Annotated in this window: 18 protein-coding genes; 15 read left to right on the top strand and 3 right to left on the bottom strand. The window is 71.0% G+C overall.

What is annotated here, in order from left to right; all coding sequences use genetic code 11:
• The first annotated feature begins 260 nt into the window (after positions 1–260).
• Complete coding sequence (locus tag ACVCAG_RS27590) at positions 261–1,859, top strand: tRNA ligase subunit PheS family protein (protein WP_440086223.1); 1,599 nt, start codon at positions 261–263, stop codon at positions 1,857–1,859.
• 28 nt (positions 1,860–1,887) lie between these two features.
• On the opposite strand, the gene ACVCAG_RS27585 is transcribed toward ACVCAG_RS27590, so the two are convergent.
• Positions 1,888–3,216 (bottom strand): hypothetical protein, encoded by a 1,329-nt coding sequence (locus tag ACVCAG_RS27585; RefSeq protein WP_440086224.1) that lies wholly within the window; start codon positions 3,214–3,216, stop codon positions 1,888–1,890.
• A gap of 429 nt (positions 3,217–3,645) precedes the next feature.
• Here ACVCAG_RS27585 and ACVCAG_RS27580 point away from each other — a divergent pair, with 429 nt between their 5' ends.
• The gene (locus ACVCAG_RS27580; RefSeq protein WP_440086225.1) at positions 3,646–4,455 is read left to right on the top strand and encodes an ATP-binding protein; all 810 of its coding nucleotides are present in this window, start codon (positions 3,646–3,648) and stop codon (positions 4,453–4,455) included.
• Positions 4,456–4,466: 11 nt separating this feature from the next.
• On the opposite strand, the gene ACVCAG_RS27575 is transcribed toward ACVCAG_RS27580, so the two are convergent.
• Positions 4,467–6,347, bottom strand: a complete 1,881-nt coding sequence (locus ACVCAG_RS27575) for a DUF4118 domain-containing protein (protein ID WP_440086226.1) — start codon at positions 6,345–6,347, stop codon at positions 4,467–4,469.
• A 142-nt stretch (positions 6,348–6,489) separates the two neighbouring features.
• Between ACVCAG_RS27575 and ACVCAG_RS27570 the strand changes: the two genes are divergently transcribed.
• The 13 genes from ACVCAG_RS27570 (at position 6,490) to ACVCAG_RS27510 (ending at position 19,973) form a co-directional block, all read left to right on the top strand.
• Positions 6,490–7,173, top strand: a complete 684-nt coding sequence (locus ACVCAG_RS27570) for a response regulator (RefSeq protein ID WP_447190521.1) — start codon at positions 6,490–6,492, stop codon at positions 7,171–7,173.
• 128 nt (positions 7,174–7,301) lie between these two features.
• Positions 7,302–7,934 (top strand): IclR family transcriptional regulator, encoded by a 633-nt coding sequence (locus tag ACVCAG_RS27565; RefSeq protein WP_362696195.1) that lies wholly within the window; start codon positions 7,302–7,304, stop codon positions 7,932–7,934.
• A 118-nt stretch (positions 7,935–8,052) separates the two neighbouring features.
• Entirely contained in the window at positions 8,053–8,865 is an 813-nt protein-coding gene (locus ACVCAG_RS27560) for an SAM-dependent methyltransferase (RefSeq protein WP_440086228.1), read from the top strand.
• A gap of 123 nt (positions 8,866–8,988) precedes the next feature.
• The gene (gene nhaA, locus ACVCAG_RS27555) at positions 8,989–10,302 is read left to right on the top strand and encodes a Na+/H+ antiporter NhaA (RefSeq protein ID WP_447190520.1); all 1,314 of its coding nucleotides are present in this window, start codon (positions 8,989–8,991) and stop codon (positions 10,300–10,302) included.
• A gap of 130 nt (positions 10,303–10,432) precedes the next feature.
• On the top strand, positions 10,433–11,245 hold the full coding sequence (locus ACVCAG_RS27550) for a phytanoyl-CoA dioxygenase family protein (protein ID WP_440086230.1): 813 nt from the start codon (positions 10,433–10,435) through the stop codon (positions 11,243–11,245).
• Between the two features lie 215 nt (positions 11,246–11,460).
• Complete coding sequence (locus tag ACVCAG_RS27545) at positions 11,461–12,633, top strand: homogentisate 1,2-dioxygenase (protein ID WP_440086281.1); 1,173 nt, start codon at positions 11,461–11,463, stop codon at positions 12,631–12,633.
• Between the two features lie 53 nt (positions 12,634–12,686).
• Positions 12,687–13,643 (top strand): hypothetical protein, encoded by a 957-nt coding sequence (locus ACVCAG_RS27540; protein WP_440086231.1) that lies wholly within the window; start codon positions 12,687–12,689, stop codon positions 13,641–13,643.
• A complete protein-coding gene (gene fahA / locus ACVCAG_RS27535) occupies positions 13,643–14,779 on the top strand; it encodes a fumarylacetoacetase (RefSeq protein WP_440086282.1) in 1,137 nt (378 codons plus the stop codon). The genes ACVCAG_RS27540 and fahA overlap by 1 nt, the downstream gene beginning before the upstream one ends.
• A 111-nt stretch (positions 14,780–14,890) precedes the next feature.
• On the top strand, positions 14,891–15,328 hold the full coding sequence (locus ACVCAG_RS27530; RefSeq protein WP_440086232.1) for an NfeD family protein: 438 nt from the start codon (positions 14,891–14,893) through the stop codon (positions 15,326–15,328).
• A gap of 4 nt (positions 15,329–15,332) precedes the next feature.
• A complete protein-coding gene (locus tag ACVCAG_RS27525) occupies positions 15,333–16,439 on the top strand; it encodes an SPFH domain-containing protein (RefSeq protein ID WP_440086233.1) in 1,107 nt (368 codons plus the stop codon).
• A gap of 277 nt (positions 16,440–16,716) precedes the next feature.
• Positions 16,717–17,745 carry an L-threonine 3-dehydrogenase gene (gene tdh / locus ACVCAG_RS27520; RefSeq protein ID WP_440086234.1) on the top strand — a complete coding sequence of 343 codons (1,029 nt, stop codon included), beginning with the start codon at positions 16,717–16,719 and terminating at the stop codon, positions 17,743–17,745.
• Positions 17,745–18,917, top strand: coding sequence for a glycine C-acetyltransferase (locus tag ACVCAG_RS27515; protein WP_440086283.1), 1,173 nt, complete (start codon positions 17,745–17,747; stop codon positions 18,915–18,917). Before tdh ends, ACVCAG_RS27515 begins: the two co-directional genes overlap by 1 nt.
• Positions 18,918–19,058: 141 nt before the next feature.
• The gene (locus ACVCAG_RS27510) at positions 19,059–19,973 is read left to right on the top strand and encodes a LysR substrate-binding domain-containing protein (RefSeq protein ID WP_440086235.1); all 915 of its coding nucleotides are present in this window, start codon (positions 19,059–19,061) and stop codon (positions 19,971–19,973) included.
• A 684-nt stretch (positions 19,974–20,657) separates the two neighbouring features.
• Here ACVCAG_RS27510 and ACVCAG_RS27505 read toward each other — a convergent pair.
• Positions 20,658–21,188 (bottom strand): pyridoxamine 5'-phosphate oxidase family protein, encoded by a 531-nt coding sequence (locus tag ACVCAG_RS27505; protein WP_440086236.1) that lies wholly within the window; start codon positions 21,186–21,188, stop codon positions 20,658–20,660.
• Positions 21,189–21,313: the final 125 nt, after the last annotated feature.

Here is a 21,313-nt window from a genome sequence, read left to right as displayed (position 1 = left end):
GTCGCACGCCGATCCCTTTCAGAAGGCGATCTCGCGTCTCGCGCGTGAGGTCGTCCGGTCGCCACGATCCGCGCTTCCGCTCGCTTCCCGTCACGTCCCGGCCGGAAGGCGATCCGGCGTCTTTCGCCTGACCGCCTCGGGAGCCGGCCTGCTCGGGAGGCCTCACAGAGGAAGAGGGCAGAAAAATGAGGAGCGCATCCAGCGGCCGCGCCGGGAGCGCGCCGCATGACTCGCGTGGTGCCCGGCATCCGGTGACCGTCATGGCCGAGCAGATGACCGATGTCTTCCTCGACCTCGGCTACCGTGTCGCCGAGGGGCCCGAGGTCGAGGCCGAGTGGTTCAGCTTCGACGCCCTCAACATGGACGACCGCCACCCCTCCCGCGCCCCCGAACGCACCTTCTACGTCGAGCACCCCTCGGCCCCCGGCCGGAGGTCGGGTCTCGTGCTGCGCACGCACACCTCACCGGTGCAGGTGAGGGCGATGCTCGGCACGCCCCCTCCCCTGCGGGTGGTCTGCACGGGCCGCGCCTACCGTCCCGACCCGGCCGACGCCACCCACAGCCCGGTGTTCCACCAGATCGAGGGCCTCGCCGTCGACCTGGGCCTCACCATGGTCGACCTGAAGAAGACCCTCGACCACTTCGCCACCTCCACGTTCGGCGGCGGCACGGTGACCCGGCTCCGCACCCACCGCTTCGCCTACACCGACCCGTCGGTGGAGGTGGACGTGGAGTGCGCGGTCTGCCGGGGCACCGGCGCGGAGGATCGCGACGCGGTTCCTCGGGAAGGCGCCGCCGGAGACGCTCCCGCGGACCCGTGCGGGACCTGCGGCGGCGAGGGATGGATCGAGTGGGGCGGGTGCGGCATGGTCCATCCCCGGGTGCTGGCGGCCTGCGGTGTCGATCCGCACCGATACGGCGCCTTCGCCTTCGGCATGGGCGTCGAGCGAACGCTGATGCTGCGGCACGGGCTGAAGGACATGCGCGACGTCGTCGACGGCGACGTCCGCTTCCCCCTCGGGATGGACGAGTTCGCCCCCGGAAGACCGCGGCCCAGGCCTCTTCCCCGGGCCACGCCCCCGACGCGGGCCGTGCCGGCCGCGCGGGCCGTGCCCGACATGGAGACCATCCCGCTGGCGCGCGGCCACGGTGCCAGGGCCGCACGGAGACGGGAGGCCGGTGGAGGGCTCACCCGGTCACAGAACCTGCGGCGGCGGATCGGGCACGCGCTGGCGGGAGCGGGATACGTCGAGACGCCGTGCTTTCCCTTCGTCTGCGACGCCGCGTGGGACGCCTTCGGCCTGGCGCCCGACGACCCGCGCCGCGCCACACTGACGCTCACGAACCCGATCAGCCCGCGCGAGCCGTCACTGCGCACCACGCTTCTCCCCGGGCTGCTGGCCGCGCTGGGTCTCAACCTCACCCGGGGAAACCCCGCCCCGGCGCTCTTCGAGCAGGGGACGGTCTTCGTGCCGCCCGCGAGCGGCGACCTCCCGCCCGTCCCCCGGGCCGACCGCCGCCCCACCGACGACCAGCTCGACGCGCTGAACACCGCCATCCCCGTTCAGCCCCGCCACCTCGCCGCCGCCCTGACCGGCGAGTCGTCATGGGCCCGCGCGGTCGACGCCGCGCGTACGGCGGCGCACATCATGGGGGCCGGACTGGTCACCCGGCCCACCGAGTACGCACCCTGGCTGCCTGGACGCTGCCTGGAACTGCTCGTCGGGGGGGCCGTGCTGGGCCACGCGGGCGAACTGCGCGCCGGTACGGTTCAGGCGCTGGGCCTGCCCCCGAGGACGAGCGCCATGGAGATCGACCTCACCGCGATGGAGCACCTCACCGACCTCGGGAGCAGGTGACTCCCGAGGCGGCCCGCCGGCGGGGGCGTCAGACGGTCGTGAGATAGATCTGGCCGAAGACCTCGGAGAGCTTCTTGAGGTCGGTGGTCATGTCCGTCTCGGGACTGGCCGGGTTGTAGACGCCGGCCAGGCGGCGCTGGATCGGCAGGAGCTTCTTCAGCTGGTCCCAGGCGGTCAGCCGGTTCACCGCGCCCTGGGCGTTCTGGACGCTGGTCCACACGTTCACCTGCTGGGCGGCACCGTCCTTGACGGGCGCCGACAGCCGGGAGGCGATCTTGGCGGCGGTCACCTGGCCGACGAGCCCGGTCTCCTCGGCGGCGACCTGGGCCAGGACGTCCCACGAACGGGCGCGGACCTGGATCCACTGGTTGAGGTGGGCCTGCTCGGCGTTGATCTTCCAGGCGTCGTAGCCGCCGTACAGCAGGCCGCTGTCCAGGGAGAGCTGGTCGACGCGGCCCGCGATCAGGGGAGACTCGATCTTCTCGGGAGCGAGCAGCGGATACCGCTTGCGCATCTCGGCCTTGCAGGTGTCGTTCGCGCCGCAGGCGAGCTCGGGCACCACCGTGTGGATGCCCAGCCGCTTGCCGGGCGCGGCCTGGCGGAGGGCGTCGGAGGCCGCGGTGACGAACGCGGTGATCTCGGCGTCGGTCTTGAACGTGGTGTTGTAGCCCAGCTGGGAGGTGAACCTGATGCCCGCCACCTCCGGGCGCGCGGCCAGCGCGCCGATGCGCTTGACGGCGGCGGTGAAGGTCTCGGTGCCGGCCTTCCAGTCGTCGGCCAGCTCGGTGTCGATCCAGACCCTCAGCTGTACGGCCTTCGCCGCGGTGATCGCCTGACCGGCGGGAGTCTGCGCCGCGGCCGCGACCGCGGGGTCCTGAGCGCCCGTGGGGGTGGGGGTCGGCGTCGGGGTGGAGGTGCCGGTCTGCTCGTCCCCGGCGACCGTGCCGTCGCCGCCCTCGCCGTGCCCGTCGACCGAGCACTGCCGGCCGGCCTCGCAGTCGGGCGCGCCGCCGTCTCCGGCCCCTTCGGGGAAGGGCGAGTTCTCGTCGCCCTCGGAACCGCCGTCGGGCGCCTCCGGGCAGACCGACCCGGCGGCCGAGCAGTCGAGGAACTTGCCGTCGCTCGGGGTGGCCTCCTTGAGGTGGGCCCCGTCGTCGGCACCCCAGAACAGCGCGACCCCGAGGGCCTCGTCCGGCTTGGCCAGCCAGGTGCACACGACGTAGGCCGGGGTGTCGGCTCCCATCAGGTCGTTACAGCTGCGGGGATCGTCCTGCGAGTATGCGGCCCCGGGCGTCATGACACCGACGAGCGCGAGCGTGGCGCTCACGGCGAGAGCCCGGCGCAGAGTAAGTCGCATGTCCTGAACTCCCCGGAAAGCTGGTCAAAACGATCGATCCGCACTTTACCCAGATCACGATGGGCTCGACAGTCCCAGTCAAGGAATCATCAGCATTCTGATATCTCCGCATCTCCCGCCGAACCCGTACCGGCCGTCACCCCTCACACCACCGCCGTGCCGCGGTGGGCCCGCCCGGCTCGGGCGGCGGATGGTACTCGGGTGAGGACGCCGGGGCATTACGGCTAGCGGTAGTGCCGGAGGCCCCGCTGGCATGAAGGACCAAACGGAGGCTGCCAGCGCAGACGACGGGCGGCGGAGACGACATCATGATTCGGTGAACAACTGTCCAGAGGCGGGAGGGCTCCCCCCGGCCGTCGAACCGCCGGTGAGAAATCCCGTCGCCGTCGACGGAAGCGCACCGCTCGACGCATCTCGAAACGAATCCTCATGTCGCGGCGTACCAAGGATCTGAGCAACGGGTTCCACGGTCTTCCCAGGGCGGACGAGATCATGCATCTCGCCCTGGCCACCGGCAACCTGCTGAACCGGCTGGAGAGCGCCAGAAGCCGGGTCGACCAGTCGCTGATCCAGCAGCGGCGATTCGTGTCCGACGCCTCCCACGAGCTGTTCACCCCGATCGCCGGGCTCAGAACACTCCTGGAAGAGGCGCGGCTGCACCCCGACGAGACGGATCTGGACGAACTCCTGGCAGACGCGCTGGAGGGCGTCGACCGGCTCCAGACGATCGTCACCGACCTGCTGGTGCTGGCGAAGGTGGGGGCGCACACGCCTGACGCGTTCGTCAACGTGGACCTGGGAGAAATGGTCCGTGCCGCGATCTCGCGGCGCGAGAACGGTGTCCCCGTACGGCTTCGGCTCGCCCCCGGGGTGCGGGCGAACGTCATCGACGCTGAGATCACCCGTCTCCTCGCCAATCTTCTGGACAACGCCCAGCGCCACGCCAGGCACGCGGTGCTGGTCGAGGTGTGCCGGAACGGCCGGTACGGCGAGCTGGCCGTCACCGACGACGGTGACGGCATCGCCGCCGCCGACCGGGAGAGGATCTTCGAGCGGTTCACCCGGCTGGACACCGCCCGCTGCCGTAACCGAGGGGGCACCGGGCTCGGCCTCACGATCGCCCGTGACATCGCCGAGTCCCACCGAGGGACCATCGACGTGGAGGACTCCAGCACCGGTGGCGCGCGGTTCGTCCTCCGCCTCCCCCTCGCCGGCCGTGAGCTGCCAGATCACTCCTGAGATCGGCGATATCAGGAGTGATCAGTCGAAACCATCACGATCGGTGTCATCACTATCGGTACCACCGCGGAGAGCGACGTCCCCTCCTCCGCGGAGCTCGCGACCCGCAGCCTGCCGCCGAGCGTCTCGACGCGGTCCCTGAGCCCGATGAGCCCCGACCCCTTGCCGTAGTCGGCCCCTCCACACCCGTCGTCGCGGATCGAGAGCCGGACGGCCGCTCCGGCCATGCCCAGGGTGACGTACACCACGGAGGCGTTCGCGTGCTTCGCCACGTTGGTCAGCGCTTCCGCGGCCGTGTAGTAGAGGGCCACCTCGACGTGCTCCGGCAGAGGCGGGACGGGCTCCAGTTCGAGCTCGACGGGAAGGGCGGAGCGGCGTGCGAGCGCCTTCAGCGCGGGCACGAGCCCGCCCTTCGAGAGGATCGCCGGGTGGATGCCCCGTGAGAGCTCCTGCAGATCGTTCACGACCCCGTTCAGTCCCTGGACCGCCCGGGACAGCTGTTCCCTGAGTTCGGTCATCGGCGGCGGCATGCCGTCCTCCACCGCGCGTAGCTCCAGCCCGAGCGAGACCAGGCGCTGCTGGGCTCCGTCGTGCAGGTCGCGCTCGATGCGCCGGCGGGTCTCGTCGGCCGCGGCGACCACGCGGGCGCGGGAGGCGGCGAGATCGGCGCGGGCCTGGGCGTTGGAGATGGCGGTCGCGACCAGCTCGGTGAAGTCCATTATGCGTTCCTCCACCCCCTCGAACCTCGGCTCCCGGGCGCTGGAGAAGACGAGCATCACACCCCACAGGCTTCCGTCGACGATGATGGGAGAACCGACGGTAGAGGTGACTCCCATCTTCCGTACCCATGTCGCGATCTTTCCGCCGCTTTGTTCGTAGCTCCCCTTTCGCGTCGGACACCCGGTCTTCAGCACGGTGGCCGAGACGCTCACCTCGTTGAGCGGCCACCGTGAGCCGAGGGGCAGCACCTTCTCCGTGCCGTCCTGCCAGCTCCACGAGCCCAGCACCGTCACGTGGCCGGGGTCGTAGCGGTTGATCGCCACGTGATCCGCCTTCATGAGGGAGCCCATCTCGAAGGCGACCGCGTTGAACAGCTCCGCCGAGGAGATGCCCCGCGCCACGAGGGTCGCGACCCGCCGCAACGCCGCCTGCTCCTGCGCGATCCGGCGGATCTCGTCACGGCTCGACGCCAGGACCGTCTCGGTGTTCTCGCGATCATGGGCCGCCCTCAGCAGCGCCTCCAGGGACGGCACCATCCGCTCACGCAGACGCCTCCGTACGGGCTCGGGCACGCCGGGGGGCAGGAGCAGCGTGCCGACCCTGACCCCGTTCTCCACGAGCGGCAGCGCCTCTCCGTGCTCCTCCCCGGGGAACTCCTCAAGCCGGATCTCCAGGTTCGGTGCCTCCAGAGCCCGTGCCAGCAGACGCGAGGCCGGTGTCAGCGCGGTTTTCAGGTCCTTCGTGCGCAACAGGACGTGGGCCAGTTGCGCGGTGAGATCCACTTCGTGCCGACGGCTCTCCGCCTGGATGTTCAGTGAGCGCACCAGCGCCGCGATCGAGCTGATCGCGAACCCCACGAGAAGGAAGATCGGGATCGGGGTCCACAGCCCGCGCGTCCCGTACGAGAAGCTCCACGCGGGCGGGAGGTTGAAGTAGTTGAAGACGACGGCGCTGCCCACCAGGGTCGCCAGTCCCAGACCCAGCCCCCACTGGATCGAGATCAGCAGAACACCGAGCAGATAGATCCCTCCGAGGAAGTCGCCCGACGTCACGCGCTCCAGGAAAAGGGACAGCGTGGCTTCCGCCGCGATACACAGAGCGCTGCAGATGATCCCCACCGCGAGGGGCGGCCGCTTTGTGCGCAGCAATAACGACAAAAGCCGTTCGCGCATGGAGACTAAGATACTCGCATGTCAAGGAGGGGTTTGACGGCTGTTTCCCGACCGCGCTCCACACGTACGGCCGCCCGAACCTCCGAGATGTCATTTTTTTTAAACCCGCGTGACCATTTCTTTAACCAAAATTCGGAGAGAAGTGCATGGCGAAAGGGCGGGAGCCGTGGGTGCGGACCGAATACGAATAGCGCTGGCGGACGACGACGTGCTTTTTCGCGAGGGAGTCGCGAGCCTCATGTCGCGGTCGGGCTTCGAGGTCGTCGGCCAGGCGGGGGACGCGGCGGAGATCCTCGCCCTCGTCCGGCTGCACCGGCCCCATCTCGTCATTCTCGACATCCGGATGCCCCCGGCCCACTCCAACGAGGGCATCGAGGCGGCGCGGGTGATCCGCGAGGAGTTCCCGGAGACGGGGATCCTGCTGCTGTCGGCGCACATCGAGGTGGAGGAGGCGATGGAGCTGCTCGCCACCGGGCACCGGGTCGGCTACCTGCTCAAGAGCCGGGTGACCGGGGTGGACGACTTCGTGGAGACGCTTGAGCGCATCGTCCAGGGCGGCTCGGTCGTCGACCCGAGTCTCGTACGGGAACTCATCAGGACCCACCGCAGGGGCGATCCGCTGGGACTCCTCACGGCGCGCGAGCAGGAGGTCCTGGCTCTGATGGCCGAGGGACGCTCCAACTCCGGCATAGCGCACAAACTATGGATCACCGAGGGCACGGTCGAGAAGCACGTGCACAGCATCCTGTCCAGGATGCGGATACCGGGGACGGAGGACGACCATCGCCGCGTCCTCGCCGTGCTGACCTTCCTCGACGCCCGCTGAGAGATCCGCCGGGTCTGCCGGAGGGCGTGAAGACGGTGACGATGATCGGGACATGTCTCCGGCCCGGCGGGCGTTCCGGGGCGGCACGCGATAATCGGGACATGCTTCCAGCCCAGCGGGCGTCCTAGATGCCGGCCGAATCCTCGCAGACCCTGCAGCGCGGCCTGCGGCTGCTGCGCCTGCTCGCCGACGGGCGGCGGGGCCGCACCCCCACGGAGCTGGCGGCGGAGCTGGAGCTGAGCCGCCCCGCGGTGTACCGGCTGCTCACCACCCTCCAGAGCGAGGGCTTCGTCCGCCGGGACGGCGACGGGCGGGTCCATCTGGGCTTCGGGGTCCTCGTCCTGGCCCGAGCCGTGCAACCGCTGCTGCGGGAGGGCGCCCTGCCCACCCTGCGCAGGCTGGCGGAGGAGGTCGGGGCGACCGCGCACCTGACGGTGGCCGAGGGCGACGACGGCCTGGCCGTGGCGGTGGTCGAACCCTCCTGGACGAACATGCACGTCGCCTACCGCGAGGGCTCCCGCCACCCGCTGGAACGGGGCGCCGCCGGACTGGCCATCCTCGCCCTGCGCGCGGGCCGTACCGGCTATCTGGTCTCCGAGGGCCAGCTCCAGGAGGGGGCCAGAGGCGTCGCCGCCCCCGTGCCCGGCCTTCCCTGGCTGGAGGCGTCGGTGGGCGTGGTCACCTTCACCGCGCTCGACCCGGACGCCGTGGGCCCCCGGGTCGCCGCGGCCGCGGCGGAGCTGTCGGGCTCGCTGACCTGACGGTCCCTTCATCGCGAATCACTAAATAACCAGACAAACCCGCCCAAGAGCGGCGTAGAACCGGCAAGATGGCAATACTAAGGATCTTCACTCTCCGGCGCCAGAGAAAGAGCACCCCGTGCCCGACGAGCCCTCCCCGCACACTCCCACCCCGATCGACTCCAGCGTGGCCCACTCCGCCCGGATCTGGAACTACTGGCTCGGCGGCAAGGACAACTACGCCGTCGACCGGGAAATCGGCGACCAGTTCGTCGGGATTTTTCCGGACATCGTGGATATTGCCCGCTCGTCCAGGGCGTTCCTCTCCCGCGCCGTCCGGTACATGGCCGGCGAAGGCGGGATCCGCCAGTTCCTCGACATCGGCACCGGGCTGCCCACCGTCGACAACACCCACCAGGTCGCCCAGCAGGTGGCACCGGACGCGCGCGTCGTCTACGTCGACAACGACCCCATGGTTCTGACGCACGCCCGCGCCCTGCTGACCGGTACCCCCGAGGGCGCGACCGAGTACATCGACTCCGACGTGCGCGACCCCGACGCGATCCTGGAGGCCGCCAGGGCCACCCTGGACTTCGACAAGCCCGTCGGGCTCATGCTGATGAACATCCTGGGTCACCTCACCGACATCGACGAGGGACGGGCGATCACGCGCCGGCTGCTGGCCGCCCTGCCCTCCGGCAGCTACCTGGCGGTCGCCGACGGCACCAACGTGATCCGCGGCGCGGAGTTCGAGAAGGCCATCGCCATCTGGAACGAGGCCGGCTCGGTCCCGTACACCCTCCGCGGCCCAGAACAGATCGCGAGCTACTTCGAGGGCCTGGAGCTGGTGGAACCCGGCGTGGTCTCGTGCCCGCTCTGGCGTCCCGGGCCGTCGATCGTCGGCGGCAACCGCGAGGTGGACGAGTTCTGCGCCGTGGGCCGCAAGCCCTGACCCCGGGCTCCGGCGCGGCACCCCCCGCGCCGGAGCTCCGATGGACCCGCCGGTAGGGTGAACGCGGGTGCGCCGGGAAGTCTGGTCGGCAATGTCCGACCCGACCCCCGAAGTGGAGCGCCCATGAGCGGCACCTCAACCAGCACGCCTCGCCTGTTCAGCCGGGGTTCGTGGGCCGAGACCCGCCGCATCGCGGACATACTGCGCGGGGAGACCGTCGGCGGAGCGCTGCTACTGGCCGGCGCCGTGGCGGCGATGATCTGGGCGAACTCCCCGTGGTCGGGCGCCTACGAGGGGCTGCGCGCAGTCAAGATCGGGCCCGCGGCCCTGCACCTGGATCTGACCCTCGCGGCCTGGGCCGCCGACGGGCTGCTGGCGATCTTCTTCTTCGTGGCCGGGCTGGAGCTCAAACGCGAGTTCGTCGCCGGTGACCTGCGCCAGGCGCGGCGGGCCGCGGTGCCGATCGCGGCCGCGTTCGGCGGCGTGATCGTCCCGGCCGTGCTGTACCTGCTCGTCACCCTCTCCAGCGGCGCCGACGGCGCGGCGCGGGGCTGGGCGATCCCGACGGCCACCGACATCGCGTTCGCGCTGGCCGTGCTCGCGGTCATCGGCCGGTACCTGCCCGCGGCGCTGCGCACCTTCCTGCTCACCCTGGCCGTGGTCGACGACCTGCTGGCCATCGTCATCATCGCGGTCTTCTACACCGAGCACCTGTCGTTGCCGCCACTGCTGGGCACGCTGGTGCCGCTGGCGATCTTCGCCCTGCTGGTTCAGCGCCGGGTGCGCGCCTGGTGGCTGCTGCTGCCGCTGGCCGCCGCGACCTGGGCGCTGATGCACGCCTCGGGCGTGCACGCCACCGTCGCCGGGGTGCTGCTGGCCTTCACGGTGCCGGTCGTCCGCAGCGAGCGGGCCGGCGGCCCCGACGCCGGGCCCGGCCTGGCCGAGCACTTCGAGCACCGTCTGCGACCGATCTCGGCCGGGGTGGCCGTGCCGGTGTTCGCGTTCCTGTCGGCGGGGGTGGCCCTCGGCGGGACGAGCGGCCTGGCCACCGCCCTGACCGACCCGATCGCGGTGGGCATCGTCATCGGGCTCGTGGCCGGCAAGCCTGTCGGGATCATGGCCGCGACCTGGCTGGTGGCCCGCTTCACCCGTGCCGACCTGGACGAGAACCTGGCCTGGGTCGATGTGGGCGGGCTGTCGGTACTGGCCGGTATCGGGTTCACCGTCTCCCTGCTCATCGGGGAACTGGCCTTCGGCGCCGGCAGCGAGAGCGACGCCCACGTCAAGGTGGCGGTCCTGGCGGGCTCCCTGATCGCGGCCCTGGCCGCGGCGCTCGTCCTCCGGCTGCGCGATCGTGTCTACCGGCGCATCCACGAGGCCGAGACCGCCGACCGTGACCACGACGGCATCCCCGACGTCTACCAGGCACGTCCCTGAGTGCACGACGGTGCCGTGGGGGCGGTCGCCTCCGGGCTCGGAGGGGCGGGAAGGGGTTCGGTGAACACCCGACAAAGGCGGCGCGGAAGATGTCGGGCGGCCGGGACCGGTGTCGCCGCACGATGGGGGCATGGATGACACGACCTTGGTATCCCGCTTCCTGCGCGACGGCTTCGTGAAGGTGGAGGGCGCCGTCGCGCCGCGCGTGGCCGCGGACTGCGCGCGGCTGCTGTGGCGGGAGACGGGCTGCGACCCGGACGATCCGGCGACGTGGACGCGGCCCGTGCACTGGGTGGCCGGCATGGCGCAGGGGCCGTTCGCCGCCGCACCCAACTCCCCGTTCCTGCAGCACGCGTACGACCTGCTCGTCGGCGCGGGACGCTGGGAGCCGCGCTACTCGCTGGGCACGTTCCCGCTGCGCTTCCCGCACGAGGAGGAGCCGGACGACGCGGGCTGGCACATCGAGGGGAGTTATCTGCCGGAGGGCGAGAGCTGGTACTTCACGAATCTGCGCTCCCGGGGCCGGGCGCTGCTGATGCTCTTCCTGTTCAGCGAGGTCGGTGAGGAGGACGCCCCGACCCGGATCCGGGTCGGCTCACACCTCGACGTGCCGAAGGTGCTGGAGAGGTACGGGGAGGACGGGGCGAGCGGGCTGGCCCTCGCGCCCGATCTGGTGGCGGCGTCCGACCACCGGCCAGTCGCCCTCGCCACCGGGTCCCCCGGCGACGTCTTCCTGTGCCATCCGTTCCTGGTGCACGCGGCGCAACCGCACCATGGGGTGCGGCCGCGCTTCATGGCCCAGCCGCCGCTGATGCCGGCCGCGCCGTACGAGTTGGAGCGGGCCGACGGCGCGTACTCACCCGTGGAGATCGCGATCCGCCGGGGCCTGGGACAGGACACCCCCGGTCCGGACGGGGAGGGCACCGGCCGCGGCGCCGGGTAGACACGCTCCGTCCGTTCCCGGAACCGGGCGGAGAACCCGTGCCTGGGCAGCGGCACGTCCGGCGGCGGCCCGCCGTCCGTTTTCGTGCGACCGGGTCAGGTGCGCCGAGAACCGGCAGCCACCGGACGACGTTTGACATCTCCCCGCCCCTGACAGATGGTTGTTCGTATAAAGGACGTATGCGTCCGATAAACGGACAAAGCTGGGAGAAGCGGATGCCGTACTACCGGGTCGTCGGGGAGATCCCCCGCAAGCGGCACGTGCAGTTCCGGCGGCCCGACGGCGGGCTGTACGCCGAGGAACTGATGGGCGAGGAGGGGTTCTCCAGCGACTCGTCGCTGCTCTACCACCGTCACCTCCCCACGGCGATCCTCAAGGCCGAGGCCGTCGAGCCCGACGCGTCGAGAGGGCTTCTCACCCCCAACGTGCCCCTCTCCCCCCGCCACCTGCGCACCCAGGACCTGCCGGACGGGGGCGACCTGGTCACCGGGCGCGGGCTGCTCGCCGGAAACGCCGACGTCCGCATGTCGTACGCCGCGAGCGAGGCCCCCAGCGGCCTCTACCGCAACTCCATGGGCGACGAGTGCGTCTACATCGCGAGCGGGCGGGTCAGGTTCGAGTCGACGTACGGGGTGATCGAGGCCGGGGAGGGCGACTACGTGGTCGTCCCGACCGGGACGATCCACCGGTGGGTGCCGCGGGGCCGCGTCACGGCGTTCACCATCGAGGCGTCGGGCCACATCCGGCCGCCCAAGCGCTACCTGTCCAAGTACGGCCAGTTCCTGGAGCACGCCCCCTACTCCGAGCGCGACCTGCGCACCCCGCAGGAGCCCCTGCTCGCCGAGGGCGAGGAGGTGCCGGTGCTGGTCCGCACGCGCGGCGGGCTCACCCGGCTGGTCTACCGCGACCACCCGTTCGACGTGGTCGGCTGGGACGGCTGCCTCTACCCGTACGCGTTCAACATCGACGACTTCGAGCCGATCGTGAAGCGCACCCACGCCCCGCCGCCGGTGCACCAGACCTTCGAGGGTCCCAACTTCGTGATCTGCTCGTTCTGCCCCCGGCCGCTCGACTTCCACCCGGAAGCGATCCCGATCCCGTACAACCACCACAACGTCGACTCCGACGAGCTGATGTTCTACGCGGGAGGTGACTACACCGCGCGCAGGGGCTCGGGCATCGACGTCGGCTCGGTCTCGCTGCACCCCGCGGGATTCACGCACGGCCCGCAGCCCGGCGCCGTCGAGGCCGTCATCGAGGCGGTGCGGCAGGGCCACACGCGGACGAGCGAGCTGGCCGTGATGGTCGACACCTTCCGCCCCCTCGACCTGGGCCCGGCGGGGCTGTCGGTGGAGGACCCCGCGTACGCGTGGACATGGGCCCGTTGACGGGTCACGGGCCCGTCGCGAACGCGGGCCCGCCACGGGGTAGGGACAGGGCCATGAGCGCACACGCGAGTACGGGCACGGGGACGGGCGCGAAGGTGAACGACGTGGGGACGGGAACGGCGGTGCTCTTCCGGGGGCTCGTCGACGACGCCGGGCTGTTCCCGCCGACCGGGCTGCCGACGGCCGAGGCCCTGGAGCGGCACAGGAGCGACCTGGCGGGCGACGACCCGGTGCTCACCCACCGGTTCCTCTGCCCGGCCGGACGCCTGGCGGAGCTTCGCGACCACCTGACCTTCCCGATCCGGCTCGGCCTGATCCTGGACACCCCCGAAGTCCCGTCCCTCGAGTCCCTCGAGTCCCTCGAGGACGTCGCCGTCGAGCTCGTCGAGGTGCGTCAGCCGCCGGGCGAGACCCCGGGGGCCGTGGCGGAGCGGCTGACCGGACGGCTGCCCGGCGGTGCCCGGCTGTTCGTGGAGGTGTCCCCGGGCGACCTCGCCTCCCTGCCGCGCGACGCCACCGGCCCCGGCCTGAAGTTCCGCTGCGGCGGGCTGACCGCCGGCGCCTTTCCCGGCGCCGCGGACCTGGGCGCCCTCATCGCGCACTGCGCGAGGCACGGAGTGCCGTTCAAGGCGACCGCGGGGCTGCACAACGCGGTCCGTCACTTCGATCCCGTGCTGGGCGTGGACCGGCACGGCTTCCTCAACCTGGTCCTCGCGGTCTGCGCGGCCGTGGAGGACCGCGATCCGGTGCCGGTGCTGAAGCTGACCGACGTCGGCGAGCTGGTACGGCTGGCGCAGGCCGTGCCCGACGGCACCGCGGCGCGCGCCAGGGAGCTGCTGGTGTCGTACGGGTCGTGCGACACGCGCACCCCGATCGAGGACCTGGCGGCCCTGTGCCTGATCACCCGGCGCCCGCCCGCGTCCGCGGACGCGGCGTCCCCCGAAGGAACACCCGGCGACGGAACGGCCGCCGACACGGCGGCCACCGGCGCAGCAGAGGAGAGTGCGTGATGTCTTGGGGCCTGGAGAACCTGCCCTACGGAGTCTTCTCCCGCCACGAGGGGGAGACCCCTCGCGTCGGCGTCCGATACGGCGACCACGTGGTCGACCTGGCCGGGGCCCTGCACGACGAGGTGTTCGCCACCGGCTCGCTCAACGCCTTCATGTCCAGGGGCCCGGCCGCGTGGCGCGACACCCGGGTCCTGATCCAGAACAAGCTGAGCACCGACCAGGCGGTGATGGGGCCGCACCTCGTCCCGCTCGACCAGGTCACGCTGCACCTGCCGGTCGAGGTGGCCGACTACGTCGACTTCTACTGCTCGCTGGAGCACGCCTCCAACCTGGGCCGGATGTTCCGCCCCGACGAGGAGCCGCTCAAGCCGAACTGGCGGCACCTGCCGGTCGGCTACCACGGCAGGTCAGGGACGGTCGTCGCGTCCGGCACCCCGGTCACCCGGCCGTGCGGGCAGCGCGGCGCGGGGGTCTTCGGCCCGTCCGCCAAGCTGGACATCGAGGCGGAGCTGGGATTCGTCGTCGGCGCGCCCACGGCCCTCGGCGACCGGGCCGGGCGGTTCGAGGACCACGTGTTCGGCGTGACCCTGGTCAACGACTGGAGCGCCCGCGACATCCAGGCCTGGGAGTACGTCCCGCTGGGCCCGTTCCTCGGCAAGTCCTTCGCCACCTCGGTGTCGCCGTGGATCACCCCGCTCGCGGCCCTGTCGGAGGCGCGGATCGAGGGCAGGCCGCAGGACCCGGAGCCGCTCGGCTACCTGCGCCGCGAGGAGCCGTGGGGGCTCGACCTGCGGCTGGAGGTCTCGGTGAACGGCGAGGTCGTCTCCCGCCCCCCGTACCGGGACATGTACTGGACGCCCGACCAGATGCTCGCCCACATGACCGTCAACGGCGCCGCCCTGCGCACCGGCGACCTCTACGCCAGCGGCACGGTCTCCGGCTCCGGACCGGGCGAGCGCGGCTCGCTGATCGAACTGACCTGGAACGGGACCGAGCCGCTGAAGCTGCCCGACGGCTCGGCCAGGACCTTCCTGGAGGACGGGGACACCGTCACGATCACCGCGACCGCCCCCGGACCCGGTGGAACCGTGATCACCCTGGGAGAGGTGTCGGGAACGATCGAGCCCGCGCGGTAGTCCCGGAGCCGGACGGCAGAGCCGGGCCTGTCGGCGATCCGGTGGAGGACATACGGTGGGAAAGGAACCTCCCAGACGTCCGGCGCGTTGTACAGGCAGGAGGGCCGGAGCATGGAGTACTGGGTCATCTGGTTGATCTTGGCGGTGGCGCTGGGAGTCGCCGAGATACTCACCCTGACCACCGCTCTCGGCCTGATCGGGGGCGCCGCCCTCATCACCTCCGTCGCCGCCGGGCTGGGGCTTCCTGTCCCGCTCCAGCTCGTGGTGTTCATCGCCTCCCTGGCCGCCGGAGTGACCGTGGTCCGGCCCATCGCCAAGCGCCAACTCACCATGCGGCAGCCCCGGAGCCAGCGGTTCGGGATCCAGGCGCTCGTGGGCAAGCCCGCCTACGTCCTGCGCGAGGTGACCGGCCGGGACGGCCGGGTGCGGATCGGCGGCGAGGAATGGTCCGCCAGGGCCTACGACGAGACCCTGGTGATACCCGCCGGGGCGACCGTCGACGTCATCGAGATCGAGGGCGCGACCGCGCTCGTGTATCCACGGGAGTGACACCATGGACGCTCTGCTCATAGCCGGACTGCTCATCGTCCTGTTGGCGGTGTTCACCGTGATCCGCTCGGTGCGCATCGTCCCCCAGGCCCGGGCCCGCAACGTGGAACGGCTGGGCCGATACCACAGCACGCTGAAGCCCGGCCTGAACTTCGTGATCCCGTACATCGACCGCGTCTACCCGATGATCGACCTGCGCGAGCAGGTCGTCTCCTTCAAGCCCCAGCCGGTGATCACCGAGGACAACCTGGTCGTCGAGATCGACACGGTCCTGTACTTCCAGGTCACCGACCCCCGGGCCGCGGCGTACGAGATCGCCAACTACATCCAGGCCGTGGAGCAGCTCACGGTCACCACGCTGCGCAACGTCGTCGGCTCGCTCGACCTGGAGATGACGCTGACCTCGCGCGACACGATCAACAGCCAGCTGCGCGGGGTGCTGGACGAGGCGACCGGCAAGTGGGGCATCCGGGTCAACCGGGTGGAGATCAAGGCCATCGACCCGCCCAAGAGCATCAAGGAGGCGATGGAGAAGCAGATGCGCGCCGAGCGGGACAAGCGCGCCGCGATCCTCAACGCCGAGGGCCAGCGGCAGTCGCAGATCCTCACCGCCGAGGGCGACAAGCAGAGCGCGATCCTGCGGGCCGAGGGTGACCGGAGCGCCGCGATCCTCAAGGCCGAGGGCCAGTCCCAGGCCATCGACGAGGTCTTCCAGGCCGTGCACCGCAACGACCCCGACCCCAAGCTGCTGGCGTACCAGTACCTGCAGGTGCTGCCCGAGCTGGCCAAGGGCCCGAACAACACGTTCTGGGTGATCCCCAGCGAGGTCACCTCCGCGATCCAGGGCGTCTCCAAGGCGTTCACCGAGGCGTTGCCGCAGTCGTCGGCCGTCCGCGAGGCCCCCAGGATCAACGAGGCCGCGGCCGAGGAGAGGAAGCAGGCCGAGCAGGCCGCCGCCGACGCGGTCGCCGAGGCGGCCGAGGCCGATCTGGGCCCCCGCCAGCTCAACGCGCCCCCCGCTCACCTGCCCGGCGACGACCTCCTGGGAACGGGGACAGGGGCGGGAACGGGAGTGGGAGTGCGGGAGGAGCACCGCCGGAACGGCTCCTGAACCTCCCGGTTCTCCCGGCTCTCCCGACCTCGACCCCCTCGTCTCTCCCTCGGTCCTCCCGCCCGGCGTGTCCGGGCGGGAGGACCGACGTCGTGGTGGGAATCGACGGCGAGGACCGCTCGCCTGGTCGGTTTGCGGTCAAATGTCTGGGTAACCCTCTAGGTCTCGGGGACCGGGCGTGAAGCAACGCTGTGGGTGGGGTTAAGAAAACCGCGATGGACATCCCCGAAGGCGACCGGGCACAGTGCGTAGGGTCGGAGCTGAGGGGGAATCCGCTATGAAAGCGCTGGTCAAGGAGAGGGCCGAACCCGGCCTGTGGCTGGCCGACGTGCCTGAACCGTCCGTCGGCCCCGGTGAGGTGCTGATCAGGGTGCTGCGCACCGGGATCTGCGGCACGGACCTGCACATCCGGAGCTACGACGCGTGGGCCCGGCAGACGCTGCGGACGCCGCTCGTCATCGGCCACGAGTTCTGCGGCGAGGTCGTCGAGGTGGCGCCGGGCGTGGAGGACATCGCCCCCGGCGACCTGGTCAGCGGTGAGGGGCACCTGGTCTGCGGCAAGTGCCGCAACTGCATGGCCGGACGGCGGCACCTGTGCCGTGCCACGATCGGGCTGGGTGTGAACCGCGACGGCGCCTTCGCCGAGTACGTGACACTCCCGGCCTCCAACGTCTGGGTGCACCGGGTCCCGGTCGACCTCGACGTGGCCGCGATCTTCGACCCGTTCGGCAACGCGGTGCACACCGCCCTGACGTTCCCGATGGTCGGCGAGGACGTGCTGATCTCCGGCGCCGGCCCGATCGGGCTGATGGCCGCCGCGGTGGCCACCCACGTGGGCGCCCGCAACGTGGTCGTCACCGACGTCAGCCCGGAGCGGCTGGAGCTGGCCCGCAAGCTCGGGGTCACCCTGGCGCTGAACGTCGCCGAGACGTCCGTCCAGGAGGGCATGGACGGGCTGGGCATGCGCGAGGGCTTCGACGTGGGCCTGGAGATGTCCGGGAACCCGAAGGCGCTCCGCGACATGATCGCCTCCATGTCGCACGGCGGGAAGATCGCCATGCTCGGCCTGCCCGCCGAGGAGTTCGCCGTCGACTTCGCGACGATCGTGACCTCGATGATCACCCTCAAGGGGATCTACGGCCGGGAGATGTACGAGACCTGGTACGCCATGTCCGTGCTCCTGGAGAAGGGCCTCGACCTCTCCCCGGTGATCACCGACCGCTTCTCCTACCGCGACTTCGACGCGGCCTTCGACACCGCCGCCGGAGGCAAGACCGGCAAGATCATTCTGGATTGGACGGCCTGATGTTCGACAACCTCCGCGACGACTTCCGTACGACCCTGAACGAGATCGCCGAGGCCGGGCTGCTCAAGCCCGAGCGGGTCATCACCACCCCGCAGCGCGCCGGGATCGCGGTCGCGGGTGGTGGCGAGGTGCTCAACTTCTGCGCCAACAACTACCTCGGCCTGGCCGACCACCCCGAGGTGGTCGCCGCCGCCCAGGAGGCCCTCGACCGCTGGGGCTTCGGCATGGCGTCGGTCCGCTTCATCTGCGGCACCCAGGAGGTGCACAAGGAGCTGGAGGCGCGGCTGTCGGACTTCCTCGGCCAGGAGGACACCGTCCTGTACAGCTCGTGCTTCGACGCCAACGGCGGCGTGTTCGAGACGCTGCTCGACGACCGCGACGCGGTGATCTCCGACGCCCTCAACCACGCGAGCGTCATCGACGGCATCCGCCTCTCCAAGGCACGACGCCTGCGTTACGCCAACCGCGACCTGGCCGAGCTGGAGGCGCGGCTCAAGGAGTCCGCCGACGCCCGGCGCAGGCTGATCGTCACCGACGGCGTCTTCTCCATGGACGGCTACGTCGCGCCGCTGGAGGAGATCTGCGACCTGGCGGAGCGGTACGGGGCCATGGTGATGGTCGACGACTCGCACGCCGTCGGCTTCGTCGGCGAGCACGGCGGGGGCACCCCCGAGCTGCACGGCGTGCGGGACCGGGTCGACATCCTCACCGGCACGCTCGGCAAGGCGCTCGGCGGAGCCAGCGGCGGCTACGTGGCGGCGCGCAAGGAGATCTGCGAGCTGCTCCGCCAGCGCTCGCGCCCCTACCTGTTCTCCAACTCCCTCGCCCCGGTGATCGCCGCCGCGTCGCTGCGCGTCCTCGACCTGATCAGCGGCTCGGACGAGGCCCGGACGAGGCTGCGCGCCAACACCGAGCGGTTCCGCACCGGCATGACCGAGGCCGGGTTCGACATCCTGCCCGGCGACCACCCCATCGTCCCGGTGATGATCGGCGACGCCGCCGAGGCCGCCGCGATGGCCGAACGCCTGCTGGAGCTGGGCGTCTACGTGATCGGCTTCTCCTACCCCGTGGTCCCGCACGGCCAGGCCCGCATCCGGGTCCAGCTGTCCGCGGCCCACTCGGCCGAGGACGTCGACCGCGCGCTGGAGGCCTTCGCCGCCGCCCGCGGCTGAACAGGGTGGCCGGACACCGGCCGCGCCCCGGGGACGGGCCCCGCGGCCGGACAGCGGTCCCACCCCATCGCCAGGCGCCCGTAACGGCCGCCGAAAGACCGTTTGTCGTAGTTCACGGGTGACCTCGGCGAGAATACTGGAGTGATAGACACGCGGCGGCTCAGGACCCTGCGCGCGGTGGCCGACCATCGCACGGTCACCGCCGCCGCCGCGGCGCTGCACCTGACCCCCTCGGCGGTCTCCCAGCAGCTCGTCGCCCTGGAGCACGAGGTGGGTCACCGGCTGCTCGACCGCGACGGCCGGGGCGTGCGGCTCACCGCCGTCGGGCGCATCCTTCTCGACCACGCCAATGAGATCTTCGCCCAGCTGGAGCGGGCCGGGGCCGACATCGCCGCCTACACGGCCGGCACGGCGGGCGAGGTGAAGGTGGCCTCCTTCGCCACCGCGATCGGGCTGGTCGTGGCTCCCGCGGTCGGCACCCTGCGGGACAAGGAGCCCGGCATCCGGGTGCACGTCCTGGACGCCGAGGGCGACCAGAGCCTCACCATGGTCCTGGACGGCGCGGTGGACGCGGCCGTGGCCGTGGAGTACCGCGGGGCCCCGGCCGAGGACGACCGGCGGCTGTCGCGCATCCCGCTCTACTCCGAGCCGTTCGACCTGGTGCTCCCCCGGGGCCATCGCCTCTCCGGGAGCGAGGTGACGGTCGCGGACCTGTCGGGCGAGACCTGGATCGGCCCCTACCCGGGCAACCCCTGCCACGACGTGATCGCGCTGGCCTGCGAGCACGCGGGCTTCACCCCCGAGTTCGCCCACTCCTCCGACGACTTCAGCGCGGTGGTCGCGCTGGCCGCCGCCGGAGCGGGGGTGGCGATGGTGCCCCGCCTCGCCCTGCGCGGCACCGACCCGTCCGGCGTGGTGATCCGCCCGGTGCCCGGCCCCGAACGCCGCGTCTTCACCGCCGTACGCCGGGGCGCCGAGCGGCATCCCCTGCTCATCCCACTGCTGAACGCTCTCCAGGACGCCGCGACGACACTGCGCCGGGTCCCGTCCCTATGACCCTTGCATCGCGAACGTCCGATGGGACCGAAGACTCTTTCGCCATGTACGAGACGTCGCGATGCCCGCCGTCCCGGCATTCGGGTTCTGGAGGCGCGGAGAGCTCCTCGCTCTCGTCCGCCCATGATCTCGTCGGAACGGGCCGTCGGTGCCGGTGCCAGTAACGGCCCATCACCACCACCATCAGGGCGGTCGCGGCGACCATCCCGGCGATCGCCGCCTGAAGCACCAGATCCATATCACCCACCCCGTCCCGTAAGTCTCTTATGCGGCTTTTCGCGAAACGATGAGCCAACGGATGCGTCACAACTCGTACATTTTTTGGAAAGCGCTTTACCTTGCTCGCGCCCACCGTCTGGGAAGGACCTTCCCGGCCCGCGCGGTTCAGGCGAACGCGCGGGCCACACCCCTGAGCCGCGCCCTCGGCGGCCGACGTCGTCTTCCGGTGCCCGCTGACCCCGCGCCGGGCGTGCCGGACGGCGTTGGCCACCACCGTGGAACACCTTCATCACCACCATCAAGAACGGCGATCTCGGCTGACCCGACGTTCGGATGAAGGCGCCGGGCGTGCCGGGGAAACCAGGTCCGCGATCCGCTTGGTCTCATCGCGGTTCATCGTGCACCGCCCGCTGTGACCGGGAGCGAGTCACGCCGCTCACACGACGGCCTCCGTCCCGTCGCGGATCAGGGCCGGGGTGCCGCGGTGAGCTTCGCGACGTCGGAGGCGTAGACGGTCGTCCAGTGCGGATGCAGCCGGTAGTAGACCACCTCGTCGTCCCAGTCGAAGGCGTCGCCGCCATAGAAGCCCTTGAAGTACGCGAGCAGGTCCGGCCAGTCAGCGGCGGGCTCGCCGTCCCGGGGGTTGAGGATCTCCACCGTGCCGTGCGTGAACACACCCAGTTCCTCACCGCGCAGGTGCGCGGCGCTGACGGCGGGCCTGGCGGCGAGGTGGCGGGCCTTGGCGGCGTTGCGTGCCGTGCCGAAGTGCCACTTTCCGTGCAGGAAGTGCCCGTCCACGCCGCTGATCCGCGGCTCGCCCTTCGCTGTCACGGTGGACAGGGCGAGGGTGCACATGCCGGTGAGGACCTGGGTGAGCTGTTCCGCGGTCAGGGTGCGCTCGCCGTTGATGATCGAGCGGAGGTGCGAGGTGGAACGGGAGAGGGAGGCGTCGAGGAGGGCCTGAAGCTCTTTGAGCTCTTCTGGCGTTTCGCGCATTGAAGTCCTTGTCCATCCGTAGGGGCCGGTCCATGGCCGCCGTCGACGTCGGCCGGTCGAACCATGCTCGCCCTAAAACCCGACACCTTGTGTCATATTTTCTCACCCGGCTCGCGGACCGCGGC

The sequence above is a fragment of the Streptosporangium sp. G12 genome, assembly GCF_052983175.1.
This window is presented reverse-complemented; position numbering and strand designations above follow the sequence as displayed.

Excerpts from the sequence above, each read along its gene's own strand:
- ACVCAG_RS27590 (WP_440086223.1), top strand. The coding sequence starts at position 261 with ATGGCCGAGCAGATGACCGATGTCTTCCTCGACCTCGGCTACCGTGTC.
- ACVCAG_RS27585 (WP_440086224.1), bottom strand. The coding sequence starts at position 3,216 with ATGCGACTTACTCTGCGCCGGGCTCTCGCCGTGAGCGCCACGCTCGCG.
- ACVCAG_RS27580 (WP_440086225.1), top strand. The coding sequence starts at position 3,646 with ATGTCGCGGCGTACCAAGGATCTGAGCAACGGGTTCCACGGTCTTCCC.
- ACVCAG_RS27575 (WP_440086226.1), bottom strand. The coding sequence starts at position 6,347 with ATGCGCGAACGGCTTTTGTCGTTATTGCTGCGCACAAAGCGGCCGCCC.
- ACVCAG_RS27565 (WP_362696195.1), top strand. The coding sequence starts at position 7,302 with ATGCCGGCCGAATCCTCGCAGACCCTGCAGCGCGGCCTGCGGCTGCTG.
- nhaA (WP_447190520.1), top strand. The coding sequence starts at position 8,989 with ATGAGCGGCACCTCAACCAGCACGCCTCGCCTGTTCAGCCGGGGTTCG.
- ACVCAG_RS27550 (WP_440086230.1), top strand. The coding sequence starts at position 10,433 with ATGGATGACACGACCTTGGTATCCCGCTTCCTGCGCGACGGCTTCGTG.
- ACVCAG_RS27545 (WP_440086281.1), top strand. The coding sequence starts at position 11,461 with ATGCCGTACTACCGGGTCGTCGGGGAGATCCCCCGCAAGCGGCACGTG.
- ACVCAG_RS27540 (WP_440086231.1), top strand. The coding sequence starts at position 12,687 with ATGAGCGCACACGCGAGTACGGGCACGGGGACGGGCGCGAAGGTGAAC.
- fahA (WP_440086282.1), top strand. The coding sequence starts at position 13,643 with ATGTCTTGGGGCCTGGAGAACCTGCCCTACGGAGTCTTCTCCCGCCAC.
- ACVCAG_RS27530 (WP_440086232.1), top strand. The coding sequence starts at position 14,891 with ATGGAGTACTGGGTCATCTGGTTGATCTTGGCGGTGGCGCTGGGAGTC.
- ACVCAG_RS27525 (WP_440086233.1), top strand. The coding sequence starts at position 15,333 with ATGGACGCTCTGCTCATAGCCGGACTGCTCATCGTCCTGTTGGCGGTG.
- tdh (WP_440086234.1), top strand. The coding sequence starts at position 16,717 with ATGAAAGCGCTGGTCAAGGAGAGGGCCGAACCCGGCCTGTGGCTGGCC.
- ACVCAG_RS27515 (WP_440086283.1), top strand. The coding sequence starts at position 17,745 with ATGTTCGACAACCTCCGCGACGACTTCCGTACGACCCTGAACGAGATC.
- ACVCAG_RS27505 (WP_440086236.1), bottom strand. The coding sequence starts at position 21,188 with ATGCGCGAAACGCCAGAAGAGCTCAAAGAGCTTCAGGCCCTCCTCGAC.